The organism is Paenibacillus herberti, assembly GCF_002233675.1.
Taxonomy (GTDB): Bacteria; Bacillota; Bacilli; order Paenibacillales; family Paenibacillaceae; genus Paenibacillus_O; species Paenibacillus_O herberti.
The window spans coordinates 1507048-1524174 of sequence record NZ_NMUQ01000001.1 but is presented as its reverse complement, the minus strand read 5'-3'; the positions used below and the strand labels follow the sequence as shown (position 1 = coordinate 1524174).

Annotated in this window: 13 protein-coding genes; 9 read left to right on the top strand and 4 right to left on the bottom strand. The window is 51.1% G+C overall.

Annotated elements, in window-relative coordinates:
- The first annotated feature begins 27 nt into the window (after positions 1-27).
- Complete coding sequence (locus CGZ75_RS07000) at positions 28-639, top strand: DUF3298 and DUF4163 domain-containing protein (RefSeq protein ID WP_089523502.1); 612 nt, start codon at positions 28-30, stop codon at positions 637-639.
- A 118-nt stretch (positions 640-757) separates the two neighbouring features.
- Positions 758-2371, top strand: coding sequence for an amino acid permease (locus tag CGZ75_RS06995; protein ID WP_176444709.1), 1614 nt, complete (start codon positions 758-760; stop codon positions 2369-2371).
- A 722-nt stretch (positions 2372-3093) separates the two neighbouring features.
- On the opposite strand, the gene CGZ75_RS06990 is transcribed toward CGZ75_RS06995, so the two are convergent.
- On the bottom strand, positions 3094-4077 hold the full coding sequence (locus tag CGZ75_RS06990) for a YpdA family putative bacillithiol disulfide reductase (RefSeq protein WP_089523500.1): 984 nt from the start codon (positions 4075-4077) through the stop codon (positions 3094-3096).
- A 167-nt stretch (positions 4078-4244) separates the two neighbouring features.
- Here CGZ75_RS06990 and CGZ75_RS06985 point away from each other — a divergent pair, with 167 nt between their 5' ends.
- The gene (locus tag CGZ75_RS06985; protein WP_089523499.1) at positions 4245-4766 is read left to right on the top strand and encodes an ADP-heptose synthase; all 522 of its coding nucleotides are present in this window, start codon (positions 4245-4247) and stop codon (positions 4764-4766) included.
- Between the two features lie 40 nt (positions 4767-4806).
- On the opposite strand, the gene xerS is transcribed toward CGZ75_RS06985, so the two are convergent.
- Positions 4807-5892: a tyrosine recombinase XerS gene (gene xerS, locus CGZ75_RS06980; protein ID WP_089523498.1), complete on the bottom strand. Its 1086-nt coding sequence runs from the start codon at positions 5890-5892 to the stop codon at positions 4807-4809.
- A 168-nt stretch (positions 5893-6060) separates the two neighbouring features.
- Positions 6061-7197, bottom strand: a complete 1137-nt coding sequence (locus CGZ75_RS06975; protein ID WP_089523497.1) for a metallophosphoesterase — start codon at positions 7195-7197, stop codon at positions 6061-6063.
- A 201-nt stretch (positions 7198-7398) separates the two neighbouring features.
- On the opposite strand from CGZ75_RS06975, the gene CGZ75_RS06970 reads away from it, so the two are divergent.
- Positions 7399-7911, top strand: coding sequence for a hypothetical protein (locus tag CGZ75_RS06970; protein WP_089523496.1), 513 nt, complete (start codon positions 7399-7401; stop codon positions 7909-7911).
- Between the two features lie 56 nt (positions 7912-7967).
- Here the strand turns inward: CGZ75_RS06970 and CGZ75_RS06965 are convergent, their stop codons facing one another.
- Positions 7968-10343 (bottom strand): heavy metal translocating P-type ATPase, encoded by a 2376-nt coding sequence (locus CGZ75_RS06965; RefSeq protein WP_176444708.1) that lies wholly within the window; start codon positions 10341-10343, stop codon positions 7968-7970.
- A 176-nt stretch (positions 10344-10519) separates the two neighbouring features.
- Between CGZ75_RS06965 and CGZ75_RS06960 the strand changes: the two genes are divergently transcribed.
- The 5 genes from CGZ75_RS06960 to aceB all read left to right on the top strand — a co-directional run bounded on the left by CGZ75_RS06960 (position 10520) and on the right by aceB (position 16679).
- A complete protein-coding gene (locus CGZ75_RS06960; protein ID WP_089523494.1) occupies positions 10520-10936 on the top strand; it encodes an ArsR/SmtB family transcription factor in 417 nt (138 codons plus the stop codon).
- Between the two features lie 108 nt (positions 10937-11044).
- On the top strand, positions 11045-11974 hold the full coding sequence (locus CGZ75_RS06955) for a tyrosine-type recombinase/integrase (protein WP_141136687.1): 930 nt from the start codon (positions 11045-11047) through the stop codon (positions 11972-11974).
- Positions 11975-12063: 89 nt separating this feature from the next.
- Positions 12064-13389, top strand: a complete 1326-nt coding sequence (locus tag CGZ75_RS06950) for a DRTGG domain-containing protein (protein ID WP_089523492.1) — start codon at positions 12064-12066, stop codon at positions 13387-13389.
- A gap of 372 nt (positions 13390-13761) precedes the next feature.
- Complete coding sequence (aceA, locus tag CGZ75_RS06945) at positions 13762-15069, top strand: isocitrate lyase (RefSeq protein ID WP_089523491.1); 1308 nt, start codon at positions 13762-13764, stop codon at positions 15067-15069.
- Positions 15066-16679 carry a malate synthase A gene (aceB, locus tag CGZ75_RS06940; protein ID WP_089523490.1) on the top strand — a complete coding sequence of 538 codons (1614 nt, stop codon included), beginning with the start codon at positions 15066-15068 and terminating at the stop codon, positions 16677-16679. Before aceA ends, aceB begins: the two co-directional genes overlap by 4 nt.
- Positions 16680-17127 lie beyond the last annotated feature (448 nt).

Sequence of the window (17127 nt, the reverse complement as noted above, 5' to 3'; positions counted from 1 at the left end):
TTCTATGGATATGGCAGGTGGAGAATCATGCCGTTTGTTCAGCCGGCAGGCATTCATACTAGCCGCGTCGTTAGGCCCAAAATCGAGCTTTTGTTGCCCGTCGTCACTTTGCCTGGTGACGAGGATGCGGCAGCATCGATCAATGCGTCGATTCGATTTGCGGCCAGAACACTTTTGGAAGATCAGGGCTCTCTCGAGGACCCACGCTCCCAGATGCTAGGTTATTATGAGATCAAGAACAATCAGAAGGGGGTTCTCAGCCTCTCGCAATTCAATTATGCCTTTACTGGCGGAGCCCATGGCCTTACGCTGCAGCGGTCGCTGACCTTCATTAATTCGGAAGGAAAGACTGTCCCACTCTCAGGGTTATTTAAAAAGAATGCGAATTACGTGAGCCGGCTTTCGGAACTGGTAGCCAGACAGATCAAGCAGCGGGGGATAGAGACGCTTCAACCCTTCACAGGAATCCGCGCCGATCAAGATTATTATATTGCGGACCGGGCATTGATCATATGGTTCAGCGTTTATGAGATAACACCCTATGTGTACGGCTTTCCCTATTTCCCAATTTCTGTCTATGAACTCAGCGATTTGATCAACGAGGATGGTCCTCTGGGCGTTATGGATGTGAATGATTGAATCATGCTTACGACTGTCAATAGGTGCCGGATAACGAACCGAATATCGGATCGGATTTCGGCACTTTTCGTTTTGCATGAGGAGCGGAAGGGTTGGCTTACCAAAAGGGGGAGCTTTCATGTGGATGTGGGCCGGATTTGCTTTTTTTTGTTTGACCGCCGTCTTCTGGCTGGCTGCATTTGCTCTGGCGGAGCATCGCCGTATGAATAGCGATTATCAAACGCTAACGCGATATGCCGCTTACATCCAATTCATGCAGGATAAAACGGAGCTGAACCGATATGGAATTGCTCAGCAGCTGAAGCGGGGCTTCGGTCCGCTAGTCGCCTTCAGCATTCCGTTCAACAGCATGGCGTTGATTGGTGGCGGAGCTTTACTTTTCGCCTATGTCGGATTTTCAGGCAGCGGCAGCCTAATTGTATGGATTTGGCCGATATTAGGGATATGTGCGCTGGCAGTCCATGCGGTACAGGCCGAGCTGATGTCTTCGTTTCCGACAGCAAAAGGGGGGGCGTATGCTGCAACTTTGCTTTCCGGAAAAAGTGCAGGCCGTATGTCTGCTCTACTGCAGCTAGGCGGGCAATGGACTCTTGTTGCCTATCTGAATTTTGAAGCCTCTCGATGGCTCGGTCAAGCATGGGCGGGCTGGCAAGGAGGTTCAGCGACGACAGCTGCCGTTACGTTTTTTATCGTGTTCCTGTTGCTACAAACGCTCGCCTGCCTAGGAGGAAACAGGTGGTACGCCAGCTTCCAGGCTGGGAGTGCGATCGTTCAACTCGCTGCATGTGCGGTCTTGCTCCTTGTGCTGGCGGCCGCTTTATGGCCAGACTTCGCCTATTCATCTTTAGCAAAAGGATCTTCTGAAACCATTTCTCGTGTTCCCGTGGAGGAAGGATGGCTTGTCGGTCTGCTCCTTTTGTGGCGCTTATTTGTCGCTGGAGGTTCTGCCGAATCAGCAGCGGAGGAAACGATTGAACCGCGCATGCGCCTTCCATGGGGACAGTTCCAGGCGGCTGCATATGTGTTCACCGCTGGTTACTTGCTGCTGGCGCTGACCGCCATGTATGGCCTGGCTCATCCCTTCAGCGGTCATTCCGCTTTCTTGATCGAATCTCTCAGCGTCGTTGTTAGGAGCCGTCCAGCTTTTGCTGCAGCCTTAACTTTGCTCATCGTCCTTAGCCTGTTTACCGCTGCGATGTCGATTCTGTTCGCTTCGACGAGGCTTCTAGGCGCGTTGGCGCGCGAGAGCTCATTGCCGACTCTGGAAAAGCTCGGCCGCGTACAGGGCAAGCGGCGCAGCTTTACGGGAGCAGCTTGCTTGGCGGGGCTTATGCCGGCGGTCATTGCCGGCGTTCTGCTGCTGATGCCCGTTTCATGGGGCAGTACAGCGGGCTTGTTGCTTGTGCTTGGTTTACTTCTGCATCATGGAGGGTTGCTCATTCCGATGACTGGGCTGCTGCGAATAAGTCGCGGAGCGCAGTCTCTGGAAATGTATCCATTATGGCCACTGGGCCGAGCCAGGCAATCGATTTGCTGGATTGCAGTAGTTTTCCTGCTCATCTTGTCTGGCTTCGCTGTCTTTTACAGCCCCTACGGGGCATTAACGGCTGCAGGCTGGGGAACCGCTTCATATGCGCTGATCTATTGGCGCCGCTATGCAGCGGAGGATAGGAAAAAGAATACGACGAGCCGCCAGGATTTGCTGCAGCTGGAGCGATCTCATCCGCAGTAGACGGTGTTGATAAGGGTAGAAGTAGAGGAAATAGTGACGGGAAATGTTCAGAATAGTCTATGATATTTCCCGGGGAAGCGCATAAAACAACAAGATGGAGAGCATTTCGACATCCAGTGACGGAACGACGCAACCGATGTCGAGGGCTGTACGACTTTAAAGAAAGCAACTTTTACAGCATGCAGCGGATTGAACGACAGGCTACAAGTACAACGACTACTTGTTCGACAGTCTACAAATACTACATCTGCATAGACGTTTGTCTACGAGTACTACATCTATTTGAACGGCAGTTTATGTAATAGAGCCGCAGGGAAGGCGGTTGGCGAGTATTTCAGCTCCGTTAACGATAATTTAGAAGCAGAGCAGCTACAAAAAACGGCATTTTACGCGTACTGTAACTACTGAAATTCAATTCAGGAAGCGGGTTGCTCCAATGCGCCCGCTTCTTTTTATACTGATGACGGTAAAGGGAGAGCAGTGGATGGATGGCAGGTTTAGATGGGACATTTTATCAGTCAACACTGGCATGCCGATGTCTGTAAACTTTTATCCAACAGCGTATATCCATTTTGTCGAGCTTTTAACTTTGTAAGGATAGTTATGTAAACCATTAGTGGCATTAAATAAATCGGGTAAAAACTCGAAGCAACCGTTAAAAGAAAAAGAGGAAGGCTAGGGACGAGTCTGCCGAAACAGACTGTCCCCTTCTTCCTCAGTTTTCAGAATGGAGCCGCCTGCCAATGATCGGCGATCCTCACCCCGTGAAAACGGCCGGTCTCGATAAAAATCTCGTTGGCCTCATGGCGTGAAGCGACAACACCGGCAAGATAAATACCGGGAACATTGGTTTCCATCGTCTCGCTGTCAAAGAGCGGATAGCCCTCCGGCTCAATCGCAACACCCATCGATAATAGGAAGTCGCGGTCGGGATGAAAGCCCGTTAGAGCAAGCACAAAGTCATTTTCTAGCTCATATGGTACGCTTTCTTCACCTTGAATGACGATATTCCCCGGCTTGATAGCAACGGTTCTAGAGTTAAAAAGCATCCGTATGCGTTCTTTGCGCACGAGACTTTCAAAAACGGGCCTGACCCAGGGCTTAATGTGAGGCGAGTAGTCCCGCTTTCTGTAGATAACGGTCACCTTAGCGCCCACCCGTTCCAGCTCTAAAGCAGCGTCTATTGCGGAGTTGCTGCCTCCAATAATCGCAACTTGCATACCGGTATATGGATGCGCCTCCCGAAAGAAATGACTCACTTTAGGCAGATCCTCTCCGGGAATGCCGATTCGATTGGGATGGTCAAAATATCCAGTGGCTATCACAACGGCCTTAGAGGAATAGCTGCGTTTTTCTCCATAGCGTGCCGTCGTGTGGACAAGAAAACCGCCACTTTCCTCCTTAATTACAGCCTCAACCTTCTCATAAGCGTTGATGCGAATTTCGCTCCGTAGAGCGACGGTACGGTAATAATTAAGCGCCTCTAGGCGTGAAGGCTTCTCTTGTGCTGTCGTGAACGGCACATCGCCTATTTCCAGCAGCTCTGGAGAGCTGAAAAAACTAAGATAAGTCGGGTACTGTGAAATAGAATGGACCAGGTTCTCTTTTTCGATGATCAGGGCATCTATTCCGCGGTTGCGGAACTCCAGTGCGGCAGCCAGGCCGCAAGGTCCGGCGCCAATAATGATAATCTGTTCTTGCTGCAAGGGTACAGTCGACCTCCGTTTTTAGCGACTTATGCGCCTGTTCTACTTGCTATTGTACCTTCGCCTTATTTTGCAGGCAACTAGAGCTAAGCCCTATGGCACAGAAGCTAATTCATGTATAATGGATTCACTAACATGGTAACGTTGCTTGAAGAGGGGGATCTGGAATGCAGCGGAGATTTGTTATTGAAGCGGTGATGGTGGCGACTTATGGACAGCTGCTCGTTCCGAGCCTGCCAGTTGACTTCGTACTGCCTTACTCCACTATTCTGGAGCTTTACGAGATGAAGGACAGCCCAGAGCCTGTCATGGACGACCCGACAGAGGATGCCTTCGTACGCGGCAAAATCGGGGAGCTGATTCTGTTTTTTGAAGACTCGCTGAACCGCAAAAAGATCGAGAGAGCACTTCAGATGCCTTGGAGAGAGAGCTCACCGCTCATTTTGAACGATCGCATTCAGTTCACGGTTGTGAACTCCATGGACAATGCTCATTATGGGGAGTATTTTGATCCCGTGGAGACGGAACTGTTATTGACCGCTTCTAAGCTTGAGATTCCGATCCTTTCGGATCAGTATGAATTCCAGGACCGCCTCATCGAAGCTGAGGTACCGGTCCAGGTGTTTGATATTGAAGATTTTGATTATGCTGTTGAAGAAGGCGCTATGCCGCAGCTTTGGGATCACTGACCGTCCCACCGACCGTTTGGTGCCTGTTGGCGAGTGATTTTCACTCATCCTTACGGATGCGGTCGATAGCCTCCTGCATCGTTTTGTCGGTAAGATGAGCGTAGATCTGGGTCGTGTCGGGCGAGGCGTGGCCTAGCTGCTCCTGGGTTTTATACAGATCATTGCGCAAATAGTAATCCGTAGCGAAGGAATGCCTGAGCTTGTGCACGGATAGGTACGGCTTGCCGAACCGCTTGGCATACTTGAGGACCATCTGTTGGATGGCCCTTTTTGTCATGCGAGAACCCTCCGATTTACCATTGGCTACAGCGAGAAAAAGAGCTTTTTCTCTTCTTGGAGCAGCATAGCGGTTATCGCGAAGCGCAGTGTACTCCTGCAGGTCCTGAACCGCCTCTTGGCGAAAATAGACCGGTACCTTGAACGTATCGTCATTGCTGCCCTTACGGTAGGCATAAACGAGCTTTTTTTTGAGATCAAGATCGTCCAGATTGAGATTCAATACTTCAGAGACACGTAGCCCGGAGTGCAGAATTAGGCTGACGATACAGGAATCCCGGACCGAATTTTTCTCAAAAGAGGAAAGGCCCTGCTTGCTGAGCGTAGCATCAAGGCCGTAATCATGCTTCACATAACGCAGAAACTCGCCTAGCTCTTCCTCTTGCAGCAACTTACCTTCCAGCTTAGCCGCAGTATCCTTCGGTTTATGCGTTCGTTTGATCGCTACCTTGGCCATGACGTTGCGCTTCAACAGTGGATAAAAGTCATCATCCTCAGCAATCTGGCTTAGATAGTGAAAAAGAGAGCGCAGCGAGCTTAGCTTGCGCGAGACGGTCGTTCGGCTGTTCGCCTGGATCGGTTTAGAGGCGAGGAACATCCGGTATGCGTCGATGCTATCCATATGCAGCTTTTCCAGCTCTTCCAACGTAATCTTCGAGATGACAGGGCCGGCAGCAAGCCCTTCGGCAAGCAGCCAATTGAAAAAGGCCTCATAATCCCGGACGTACTCCAGCAGGGAGGAAGGAGACAGATCAGGCAGCTTGTAGTTGATGAATTTTTCCACAAACCACGGCATGGAGGGAACGCGCCGGTCCAGCTCCATGCGGTCTTTTACCTTCAATAGGTTCATTAGCTTCGTTCCTCCATTCAATATGTACAATTGTAACAATCAAGGATCGAGTGGACAACAGAGTTATTTACGAGCAAGTATCTTTGTAAGAATAGTTATGTAAACCATATTCGAATTTTAAAACCGCAGGTCAGAAGGCCTGCGGCCGGGGTCAGGTCGGGGGAATATTTACTTCTTAAAAGTAAACGTCACTAATAATACTTCGCTTCTACTAAACAGTCGAATTGGAGGGCCCCAGCTGCCGAATCCAGAGGAAACGAGAACATGAAGAGCGGACTTTCTCATATAACCCCAATCGAGCTCAAAAAGGCGGCGTGTAACGAGATGGTTAGGTGCAAACTGGCCGCGATGGGTATGTCCGCATAGGAGCAAATCTGCACCAGCCTCAGCTGCTTGAGCAAAGCCATATGGCTGATGGTCCATCAGGAAAATGGGAGCTGACGCATCGGCTTGGCTAAGCAGCTCTGCGGTGGAGATTCGGCCTTCAGCCGACATCGCTTCTGCTGTTTTGTCCTTGCGACCCGCGATATAAAGACCGCCGGTTTGCACCACCTGATCCTGTAGCACCGGTATGCCAGCCTCGGCCATTTTGGCCGTGTATTCGGAAATATGGCCTCCATAATATTCATGATTGCCGAGGACGGCGTAAGTACCGAGAGGCGCTTTAAGCTGTGAGATGACTTTGGCCATATTTTGCCTAATAAATGGCTTCACACTATCGTCAATTACATCTCCTGCGAGCAGTATGAGGTCAGGCTCCAGTTCCTTGCTAATGCGCACTAGCCTAGACAGGTGGCGCTTGCCGACAATATCGCCCAGATGAATATCGGATGCGGCCAGCAAGGTCAGACTTTCACGGCCTGGGACATGTTTGTCCACATGGAGGTTGAAGCGGCGCACGATCGGACTCCAGGCATTGCGGCTGCCCCAAACGAGAAGCAGGACGAGCAGAAGCAGGACGGACCAGCCCGCAGCCTCATTGTATTTCTCGCGTCCCACTCCAGCCGCAGCAGCGATCAGCCAGCCTAGGTTGGCCAAAGGCAGCAGCAGGATCAAGAACTCAATGACCGCGAGATAATAAGAAGCCGCCAGTTTGAATAGTCGCACCGGTAGGCCGCCCCACAACCTTATAAGTGCCATCGCAATAAGATAAGAGAGGGAGAGGAATGACACGACAAGCCACATCCAAACATGCTGATCAATCCCGAGACTGCTTAGGAATAGCGAAAGATTCCAGCCAATATAATACGTAATGGCTGCAAATAATAAAAGGAAAACGGTGAAACCGATTATTCTGCGAAGCATGTCTGCATTCTCCTTTGTCTGTTTTCACACTTACATAAATAGAGTACCGTGTTTTGTAACTTTGTTGCAACCTCTTGGCAGGTTGATCCGTTTATAATGATATCAGAAGCTGATTCATCCCCGGCTTCACCGGGTAATAACCGATTAGATCGAGTTACCGGGCAGTAGTTTTTCTAGGATTAGAAAGGGAGACGAGCCATTATGAAAAAGAGCCTTCTCAGCATTATTGCAACCGCGTCGATCTTGTTTTACTTCATCTCAACGGCTAATGCCGTGGGCGGGGATTATCAGCCCTTCCAGAAGACGGTAGACACCCAAACAGACTACATTAATGGACTTAGTTATAAAGACGGCAAATGGTACATAAGTGCCGATCAGATCAATTGGTACGAAGGTAAAGAGGCTGACGCCGAGTTCCTCAAAAATGAGCCTGATTCCGGACTGGACAGCGCTCCTGACGGTTACTATATTGTGAACAACGATCCTTCCGTGAAGATGTACGAGGTATCACCGGATGCAGTGGTTCTCATGCAGATTTATGACAAAACCGGCGATCCAGCAGAGATCACAACGGAGTGGAATGAGCCAATGGCTGTGGATCAATTCGCTAAGCTTTTTCCTAAGAACGAAGTACTTGATCTGAGCGATTTCCCTTATCACCTCACGGTGAAAGACGGAGTTGTGACCAAGATTGTTCAGCAGTTCATCCCTTAATAGAATAGAACAAATAAGACGCCAGCAGCGGAATCAATCCGCTGCTGGCGTTTTTGTTAACTTGCTTGAGATGTTGTAGAGGAGGAAGCTTTGCGAGACGGAAGAAGTAGGATCATACTGACCAAGGACACCAGGATCGTTGCTCCCATATCGGAGAGAATGGCGATCCAGAGTGTCAGCCAGCCTGGAATCGTCATTAGGAGGGCGATGATCTTCAGTCCAAGTGAAATGCTGATGTTAAAAGCGATAATGCGATTCGTCAGCTTCGCGGTTCGGATTGCCGAAGGCAGCTTGCCCAAATGATCTTGCATAAGCACTAGATCGGCTGTTTCGATGGCGCTGTCCGTACCTTTGCCCATGGCAATCCCGAGATCAGCGGTAGCAAGAGCAGGAGCGTCGTTGATGCCGTCGCCGATCATGGCGACCCGCCCAGCCTTCCTAAGTTCTTTGATGCGGTCTACTTTGTCTTCTGGCAACAGGCTTGCTTCGTAATCTCTAACTCCGCTTGCTTCAGCCATCCGTTTCGCAGAAATTGCATGGTCGCCAGTCAGCATGACGGTTCGGCTGATTCCGGCACGGTGAAGCTCCTTGACCACTTCCGGTGTTTCAGGTCTAAGCTCATCGGAGAGGCCGAAGATTCCTAACACTTTACTTTCATCCGCTAACAATACGAGCGTAAGGCCTTGTTCCCGATAGGACTCGATTTTTTCTTTGGCCTCGGGGGCGTTGCTGAGCTCCAGTTGATCGAGAAGTTGTGGGCTTCCCAGTACATAGGATTTTCCATCGATTGTCGCCGTTAATCCGCGTCCCAAAGCAGTTTGCGTTTCAATCGTTTCATGCTCAACGCGCTGTTCCTTCATATAGCTCATAATTGCCGTCGCCAGTGGGTGAGAGGAACCACTTTCCATGGACGCTGTTACAGGGAGGAAGCGATCATCCCAGCTTTGTACAGCGGCAACATGTGGTTTCCCTTTGGTGAGCGTACCCGTTTTGTCAAAAGCAATGATCTTAATTCGTCCCAGTTGCTCCAGAAAAGCGCCGCCTTTGACCAGTATGCCTTCTCTAGCGAGCTTGGTAATGCCGGCAAGAATAGCGACTGGTGAGGAGAGGATGAGCGCGCACGGACAGCCTACAATCAGCACTGCCAGCCCTTCGTAAAGCCAGTGACGCCACTCTCCACCAAAGAACAGCGGTGGTATGAGCATGACCAGAGCAGCAATAATCATAATTGCCGGAGTGTAATACCGTGAAAAACGGTTTATAAACAGCTCCGTAGGCGTTTTGGATTCCTGTGCCTCCTGTACCAGCTGCAGAATCTTGGCTAGGGAGGACTGTTTAAACGCCTTATCAATCCGGATTGTCAGGCTTCCTTCCTGATTCAAGCTGCCGCCAAAAACGGTATCGCCGGCTTGTTTGTCCACAGGGATCGATTCACCGGTGATGGCCGCTTCGTTGACGGAGCTATTTCCCGTCAGAATCGTTCCGTCCGAAGGAATTTGCGCTCCGGCGCTTACGAGAACGGTATGGCCTTCGATCAGATCGGATACTGCAATGGAGCGCTTTTGGCCGTTTTCAAGCAGGATTGCCTCTTTAGGGGCAGCGTTCAGAAGCTTTTCCATGGACTGTCTGGCCCGATTCATACCTAGTCCTTCAAGCAACTCGTTGATACCGAACAGAATCGCTACTAGCGCAGCTTCTTTCCATTCTTGAATGGCGACAGCTCCAATGAGCGCCACGGTCATCAGCGTATCCATCGTAAATCGCAGCTGAACGAGGTTGCGTAGGCCTTTCCAGAACGTTCTCCAGCCACTAAGCCCAATTGCGGCCAAATATAGGATTACAATGATGCTGTAAGGGAAACTGTTTTCTGCTACAAGTGCCACTAGAAATAAAGCAAAGCTGATACCGAGCTCGATGTAGATGCCCTTGCCGACAGAGTGGGAATGATCATGTCCATGATGGTCATCATCGCCGTGAGCATGGTCGTGACCGTGACCAGCGTGAGAGTGTGCATGGCTATGATCACCGTGGGAGTGCTCATGCTGACTATCCCCATGACTGTGGTTATGTGAAGCATGGTCGTGGCTGTGGTCATGATTGTGATCATGCGAATGATTATGTTTGTCTCCGTCTGTCGAGCAGCCGCAGTCGCTTGAAGAACATGAGTTCGCTTGCTCGGCCATCGGAAAGGGAGCTTTCAAAGCCGCAGCCGATCCTGGTCCATTTAGAGCCGCTTGAATGATAGCCCCATCGGATTTCAAAATTTTACGGACGCGATCCATCTCGATTCGTTCGTCTACAACTAGCCGTGCAGAGGAATAATGCAGCGTTGCTCCTTCACCATGAGGAAGTTTGCGGATTTGCCGCTCCAGGTCCATGGCACAGTTACCGCAGCTGAGTCCCTTCACTCGGAATTCATTCAAAAGTATCATCCTTCCTAAAGCTTCTCTTTACATATGAATACTTGTTCACATAATATGATTTATAAGAGATACAGTCAACCGTAATACGCCTAGTTGCTGAAATTTCATCATGTCCGTAAAACTTCCGTTTAATGCCCGGGATTTGTTATAATGGTAGACAAGCCTAATGAACCGGAGGAATGGATATGAAATCGGATGCTTCAAAAGTTCCTGAACCCTATTCTTCCGATTTCCGAGAAGAGGATCCGGTGGAGGTAGAATCAGAGCATGCTGTTCCAGAGGTTCAGCAGGATCTGACCGCCGTGAAAGCAGCGATGCTGGATGATGAATCCGCGCTTCAGCTGGCGGACTGGCTGAAGGCTTTCAGCGATCCGACGCGGGTCAAGCTTGTAGGAGCTCTGCTGCACAGCGAGCTATGCGTGCATGATCTGACCGTACTGCTGGAAATGAACCAGTCGGCCGTATCCCATCAGCTGCGATACCTCCGTAACATGCGAATCGTCAAGCGCCGCAAGCAAGGCAAAACGGTGTATTATTCTCTCGATGACGATCATGTGGAACAGATTTTCCGCCAGACGTTGCAACATATTCGGCATTCCTGAGCCTTGGAGGATGCCGTTTTTTCCGGCTTAAAAGTTGCGTGAAATACATATTTTACGCAACTTCATTTTATAGAGGTTTTTTTATAAGAAGGAAAGGAGTTGGAAGGCTTGTCTGCGACCAATCATGAGCTTCAGGAGACATATGGCGAGGAATTGGAGCTGTTCAGCATCTGGATGAAAAACCAGGGCATGACGAGCTCAACCGAAAAAGCTTATCTGGCGGATGTCAGACAATATTTGTCGATGTTGTACCCAGCTGATCTGGAGAATACCGGTAAGCTAGATATTATGCGCTATTTATCGCGCAGCCGGGAGGGAGGAGCCGGAGATGAGGCGCGGAACCGTAAACTGTCGTCTTTGAGGGCATTTTATCGATCGCTGAATGAGATGGATCGGCTGAGCAGTAATCCGGCTGCGCTTACACCAAAGTCAAGGCAGCAGAAAAACCGTATTCCGGTGTATTTAGAGGAAGGGCAGTTGCAGCAGCTGTTCCAGCATGTAGAGGGCAAACATCGGGAGCGCAATCTGTCCATTTTGCTGCTGATGGCATATGCCGGACTTCGTGTCGGTGAAATTCACCGCTTAAATATTCATGACCTTAAATTAGATGGGATTTTATCGGTACTTGGTAAAGGACGCAAGTGGCGCTACCTCCCGCTCCCGGACAGCTTGGCAGGACTGCTTCGCCGCATGATGGAAGAGAATCTGCTGGAGATGAGGCAGGGCAAGGAGCAGCCGATGTTCATCAGCCAGCTCGGGCGCAGGCTGTCGATTCGTATGATTCAGACGATTGCAGATGCAACGCTGCGGCGGCTGCAGGGCGAACTTCCCGAGCTGTCTATGAAAAAGTTATCCAGCCATAAGCTGCGACACAGCTTTGCAACGATGCAGATCCGCAGCGGCACGGACATCCGTACACTTCAGGAGCTACTCGGCCATGCGAGTATCGAGACAACGCAGATTTATACGCATATTGACAACTATCAGATGAAGGCGGCGATGGAGCAGATGTCAGGAAAGCTGCCTTCGCTTGGGTGAGTGAGCTTCCTTGCTGACTGTTTAGATTTTAGTTTATGATGATTTTATAGAATTAATAGAAGCGCTCTTGATAACGGGAGGAAGTCGATATGGGACCAGCCGATTTTTCTACCAAGCATGATCAGCTCATTACTTATATGGAAAGTTTAGAGGTTGGAACCCGCGTTTCGGTGCGCAAAATCGCTCAGGCTCTTGATGTGAGCGAAGGCACGGCTTATCGAGCCATCAAAGAGGCAGAGTCGCGCGGCATCGTAAGTACGAAGCTGCGTACCGGTACGGTGCGGGTAGACAGCCGCAAGCAGGAGAAGATCGACAAGCTGACGTTCGAAGAGATCGTGTCGATTGTCGACGGCCAGGTGCTCGGAGGGAAAGCGGGTCTGCAGAAGACGCTGAACAAGTTTGTCATCGGTGCTATGCAACTGGAAGCAATGATGGGATACATCGAACCAGACAATCTACTTATTGTTGGTAACCGCGACAAGGCGCATTATAGTGCGCTTTCGCTCGGTGCCGGGGTGCTGGTGACAGGTGGTTTTGGGACCAGCCAAGAAGTAGTAGAGCTGGCCGACAGGCTTGAGCTACCGATTCTCAGCAGCACCTATGACACGTTTACGGTAGCAGCGCTGATCAACCGGGCGATTTATGATCGTTTGATCAAAAAGCAGATCGTACTAGTTTCGGATATTTTGCGCCATGATCTTCCTCTGGCTTATTTACATAAGAATGATCTTGTCAGCGATGCAATGCGGCAAATTGACGAGACGAATCACAATCGCTTCCCCGTTGTCGACGATGACATGAGACCAATTGGCATGGTGACAACGAAGGATTTGATAGGAGCTCAGCTGGAGGAGCCTATTGCAGACCGTATGACGTCTCATCCCAAAACTTGCACGCCTCAGACCTCGGTGGCAACAGCAGGTCACATGATGGTAGGTGAGGCGATTGAGCTTTTGCCGGTTGTGGCCGCAGATGGAAGGCTTGCCGGTGTTATTAGCCGTAAGGATGTGCTGCAAGCGATGCAGCAGATTCAGCATCAGCCACAGAATGGGGAAACGCTGGAGGATCAGATACGGCGTATGTTCAATGAAGGACGCGAAGAAGATGGGCGTGTTTATTACGAAGGCCCCGCCGAGGCGCTGTTCAGTAACACGATGGGCAATTTGTCGGAAGGTGTGCTGTCCGGCCTTATCCATCATGCCGCGGTACGCACCATTCGCGATCATCGACGCAGCAACCTGATTGCGGACAGCCATTCCGTGTATTATTTTGCTCCAGTAGAGATTGATCAGATGCTCCGTCTGTACCCGGTCCTGATCGAGCTGAGCCGCAAGTTCTGTAAGGTCGAGGTTCAGGTATTTGCCGATGGCCAAAAGGTCGCACAGTCGATGCTGACTGCAAGGTTGATGGAATAGGTTTTACTGGTCATTTCAAATTTGTTGAGCAGGGTACGCGCCATACAAAAAAGACCGCGAGAAGCGGTCTTTTTTTGTGCCTCCAAATCTGTACTATAACAACAATAAAAATAGACAAAACAGTATTGAACTTTTGTGGATCTCTGTTATATAATAACATCAACAAAAAGAAACAAACTATAACAGAATGGAGCTGGTCCAGATGGATTGCCCGCACTGCGAAGGAAATGGAGAACTGGAACTCTACCCGCTAAGGAGCTTGTCCCAGCAAGTTGAGCAGAGCGCATCCACTGTGGCACCATCCGGATTCGAGCGCTGTCCGCGCTGTGAAGGATCTGGCGTTCTCGAGCTTGGTTATGGAGGGGAGTTCTGATGAGCCGCAACCAGGAAGATCAGAAGCAGCAGCTGTTGGAGCGCTGGAGCGCCCCTCGTTACGACGGCATCGAGCGGCCTTACAGCACGGAAGATGTGCTAAAATTGCGAGGATCGATTTTAATCGAACATACGATCGCATCTCGATGCGCAAGCAAGTTATGGGACTCTCTGCACGAGGAAGATTTCGTTCACGCGCTCGGCGCGCTCACCGGTAACCAAGCGGTCCAGCAGGCAAAAGCCGGCCTGAAGGCCATCTACCTAAGCGGTTGGCAGGTCGCTGCGGATGCCAATCTGGCAGGACAAATGTACCCGGATCAGAGCTTGTATCCCTCTAACAGCGTGCCGAGTGTGGTGAAACGGATCAATCAGGCACTGCAGCGCGCGGATCAGATTCAGCATTCGGAGGGCAGCGGTGACATCGACTTTTTCATCCCTATCGTGGCGGATGCGGAGGCTGGTTTCGGTGGGGCGCTGAATGTGTTCGAGCTGATGAAGTCGATGATCGAGGCGGGAGCAGCAGGTGTACATCTAGAAGATCAGCTCTCTTCGGAAAAGAAATGCGGCCATCTCGGCGGCAAAGTGTTGCTGCCAACCCAGCAGGCGGTACGCCATCTGGTATCTGCGCGGCTGGCGGCTGATGTACTGGGAGTTGATACGGTGCTGATCGCCCGTACCGATGCACATGCAGCTAAGCTGCTCACTAGTGATGTTGATCCTGCGGATCATCCATTCTTAACGGGCAATTGCTCCTCGGAGGGCTTTCATTACGTGAGAGCCGGACTGGATCAAGCCATTGCTCGCGGGCTGGCTTATGCTCCTTATGCTGACCTCGTCTGGTGTGAAACTTCGGAGCCGGATTTGCAGGAAGCGCGTCAGTTCGCGGAGGCAATCCACGCGGCATATCCCGGCAAGCTGCTCGCCTATAACTGCTCCCCCTCCTTCAACTGGAAAAAGAAGCTCAGCGATTCGGAAATCGCAACCTTCCAGCAGGAGCTCGGCAAGCTTGGTTACAAATTCCAGTTTGTCACGTTAGCCGGATTTCACGCACTCAATTACAGCATGTTCACGCTGGCTCGCGATTATCGCGATCGCGGCATGGCCGCGTACTCCGAGCTGCAGCAAGCGGAGTTTGCCGCTGAACCGCTTGGTTATGAAGCGACCAGACACCAGCGGGAGGTTGGTACGGGGTATTTTGACGCGGTAATCCAGGTTGTCAGCGGAGGACTGGCCAGCACAGGTGCACTGGCTGAATCAACGGAGGCAGCGCAGTTTGCAGCAGCTACCTCCGAGGAGGAACATGCATGAACGAGCAGCAGTTGGCTGGACTCACGCTGAATGCGCCTAAGCTGGAGCCGGAAGCCGAGCAATGGCTCCACCCGGAGGCACTCGCATTCGTCAGGCGATTGGAGGAGCAGTTCGGGGAGCGGCGCCAAGCATTACTGCATGAGCGGGCTCGACGGCAAGTGGCGTTCGACAGCGGAGAAAAACCAGACTTCCGCCAAGATACCGCCCCCATTCGCAGTGGTAATTGGAAGGTTCAGCCCGCTCCACCGTCGTTGCAGGATCGGCGTGTGGAGATTACCGGCCCAGCGGGGGATCGCAAAATGGTCATCAACGCGCTTAATTCGGGCGCTCAAGTGTTCATGTGTGATCTTGAGGACGCCAATTCTCCAACCTGGAACAATACTGTTGGCGGACAACGCAATATACGCGATGCATATGCCGGTACGATCCGCTTCACGAGCCCGGAAGGTAAGTTGTATGAGCTGGCCGATCGACCTGCTGTGCTGAAAGTACGTCCACGGGGCTGGCATATGGAAGAGAAACATGTTCTTCTGGACGGCCAGCCGATTTCCGCAAGTTTGTTCGACTTCGGACTGTTCGCTTGGCATAATGCTCGCGAGCAAGCGCTAAAGGGTGAGGGTGCCTTCTTGTATCTCCCCAAGCTGGAGAGTATGGAAGAGGCTGTACTTTGGGCGAATGTGTTTCTTCATACCGAAGAGGAGTTCCATCTGGAGCGGGGGACATTCCGTGCGACGGTGCTGATCGAGACGCTGCCAGCTGCATTTGAGATGGAGGAAATTCTCTACGCGCTTAAGGACCATATCGACGGACTCAATTGCGGCCGCTGGGATTATATCTTCTCCTATATCAAAAAGCTCCGCCGCCATCCTGATATCATCCTGCCCGATCGCGGCTTGGTGACGATGGACACGCCGTTCATGTCCGCGTATGCCACGCTTGCGGTACGAACATGCCATAAGCGCGGCGCACATTGCATTGGCGGTATGGCCGCACAAATACCGATCAAGAACAACCCCGCCGCCAACGCCGAAGCACTGGATAAGGTTCGCCGAGATAAGCTGCGCGAGGTAAGGCTCGGTCATGATGGCACCTGGGTCGCCCATCCGGCGCTTGTGCCGGTCGCAAGAGAAGTGTTTGATACTCTTATGCCTGGACCCCATCAACTCGGAGCTATTCCGGATGGGCCGGATTGCACTGCGGAACAGCTGCTGGAGCTGCCGGAAGGAGTCATTACGGAGCAAGGTGTCAGAACAAATCTGTCCGTCGGCATTCAATATGTAGCGGCTTGGCTGGGCGGAACAGGAGCGGTGCCGATTCAAGGGTTGATGGAGGATGTGGCAACAGCGGAAATATCCCGTGCTCAGCTGTGGCAGTGGCTACATCATCCAAGAGGGATACTGGCAGATGGACGGCGTTTTACGGGAGAACTGCTAGATCTGTGGCTGGATGAAGAGTTGGAGCGTCAACTAGCGGAAAGTACGGACAATGGGATGAAAATAGAATTGCTCCGCCAAGTTGCTGAATTGTTCCGCGAGATGACCGTCGCGGAAGAACTGCCTGAGTTTTTGACGACAGTCGCTTATCCCTTCCTTCGTGACATGAACTATTAATGAGATAAATCAAACTAAGAAAGGTTGATGATTACGATGAAAATGAATCCTTCACCAGGTCTCTATCCGCTGCCTATGTCAAATTCCTCGGAGACCCCGACATGCTTCACCTGCGAGAGCAAACCAGCAGCTACGGGTGAGCTTCTCTGTGCAGACTGCCAGTCAACGACTAACTTGAATAGCTCCCACTATTACATCAAGCAATACTATTACGATCATTGATGGAGAAAGCTGGCGGCTGTATAGTAGTTGCAATCAGCAATGATACTTTCTTGTAACGGCTGCCCGGATGTGGGTAGCCTTTTTATTTTAACCATCGGGGAGGGGTCTACGAAGCGGGAAAGTTGAGAATTATGACGCAGCCTGCGATGAGCCAGTAACTGGCTGCATTGGAGGCGGAGGTTGGAGAGCCTTTATTCATAAGACCAGCACGTAAAATGATTCCGAC

Bases quoted from the DNA above. Each gene is read 5' to 3' on its own strand.
- CGZ75_RS07000 (WP_089523502.1), top strand. From the start codon at position 28: ATGCCGTTTGTTCAGCCGGCAGGCATTCATACTAGCCGCGTCGTTAGG.
- CGZ75_RS06995 (WP_176444709.1), top strand. From the start codon at position 758: ATGTGGATGTGGGCCGGATTTGCTTTTTTTTGTTTGACCGCCGTCTTC.
- CGZ75_RS06985 (WP_089523499.1), top strand. From the start codon at position 4,245: ATGCAGCGGAGATTTGTTATTGAAGCGGTGATGGTGGCGACTTATGGA.
- xerS (WP_089523498.1), bottom strand. From the start codon at position 5,892: ATGAACCTATTGAAGGTAAAAGACCGCATGGAGCTGGACCGGCGCGTT.
- CGZ75_RS06975 (WP_089523497.1), bottom strand. From the start codon at position 7,197: ATGCTTCGCAGAATAATCGGTTTCACCGTTTTCCTTTTATTATTTGCA.
- CGZ75_RS06970 (WP_089523496.1), top strand. From the start codon at position 7,399: ATGAAAAAGAGCCTTCTCAGCATTATTGCAACCGCGTCGATCTTGTTT.
- CGZ75_RS06965 (WP_176444708.1), bottom strand. From the start codon at position 10,343: ATGATACTTTTGAATGAATTCCGAGTGAAGGGACTCAGCTGCGGTAAC.
- CGZ75_RS06960 (WP_089523494.1), top strand. From the start codon at position 10,520: ATGAAATCGGATGCTTCAAAAGTTCCTGAACCCTATTCTTCCGATTTC.
- CGZ75_RS06950 (WP_089523492.1), top strand. From the start codon at position 12,064: ATGGGACCAGCCGATTTTTCTACCAAGCATGATCAGCTCATTACTTAT.
- aceA (WP_089523491.1), top strand. From the start codon at position 13,762: ATGAGCCGCAACCAGGAAGATCAGAAGCAGCAGCTGTTGGAGCGCTGG.
- aceB (WP_089523490.1), top strand. From the start codon at position 15,066: ATGAACGAGCAGCAGTTGGCTGGACTCACGCTGAATGCGCCTAAGCTG.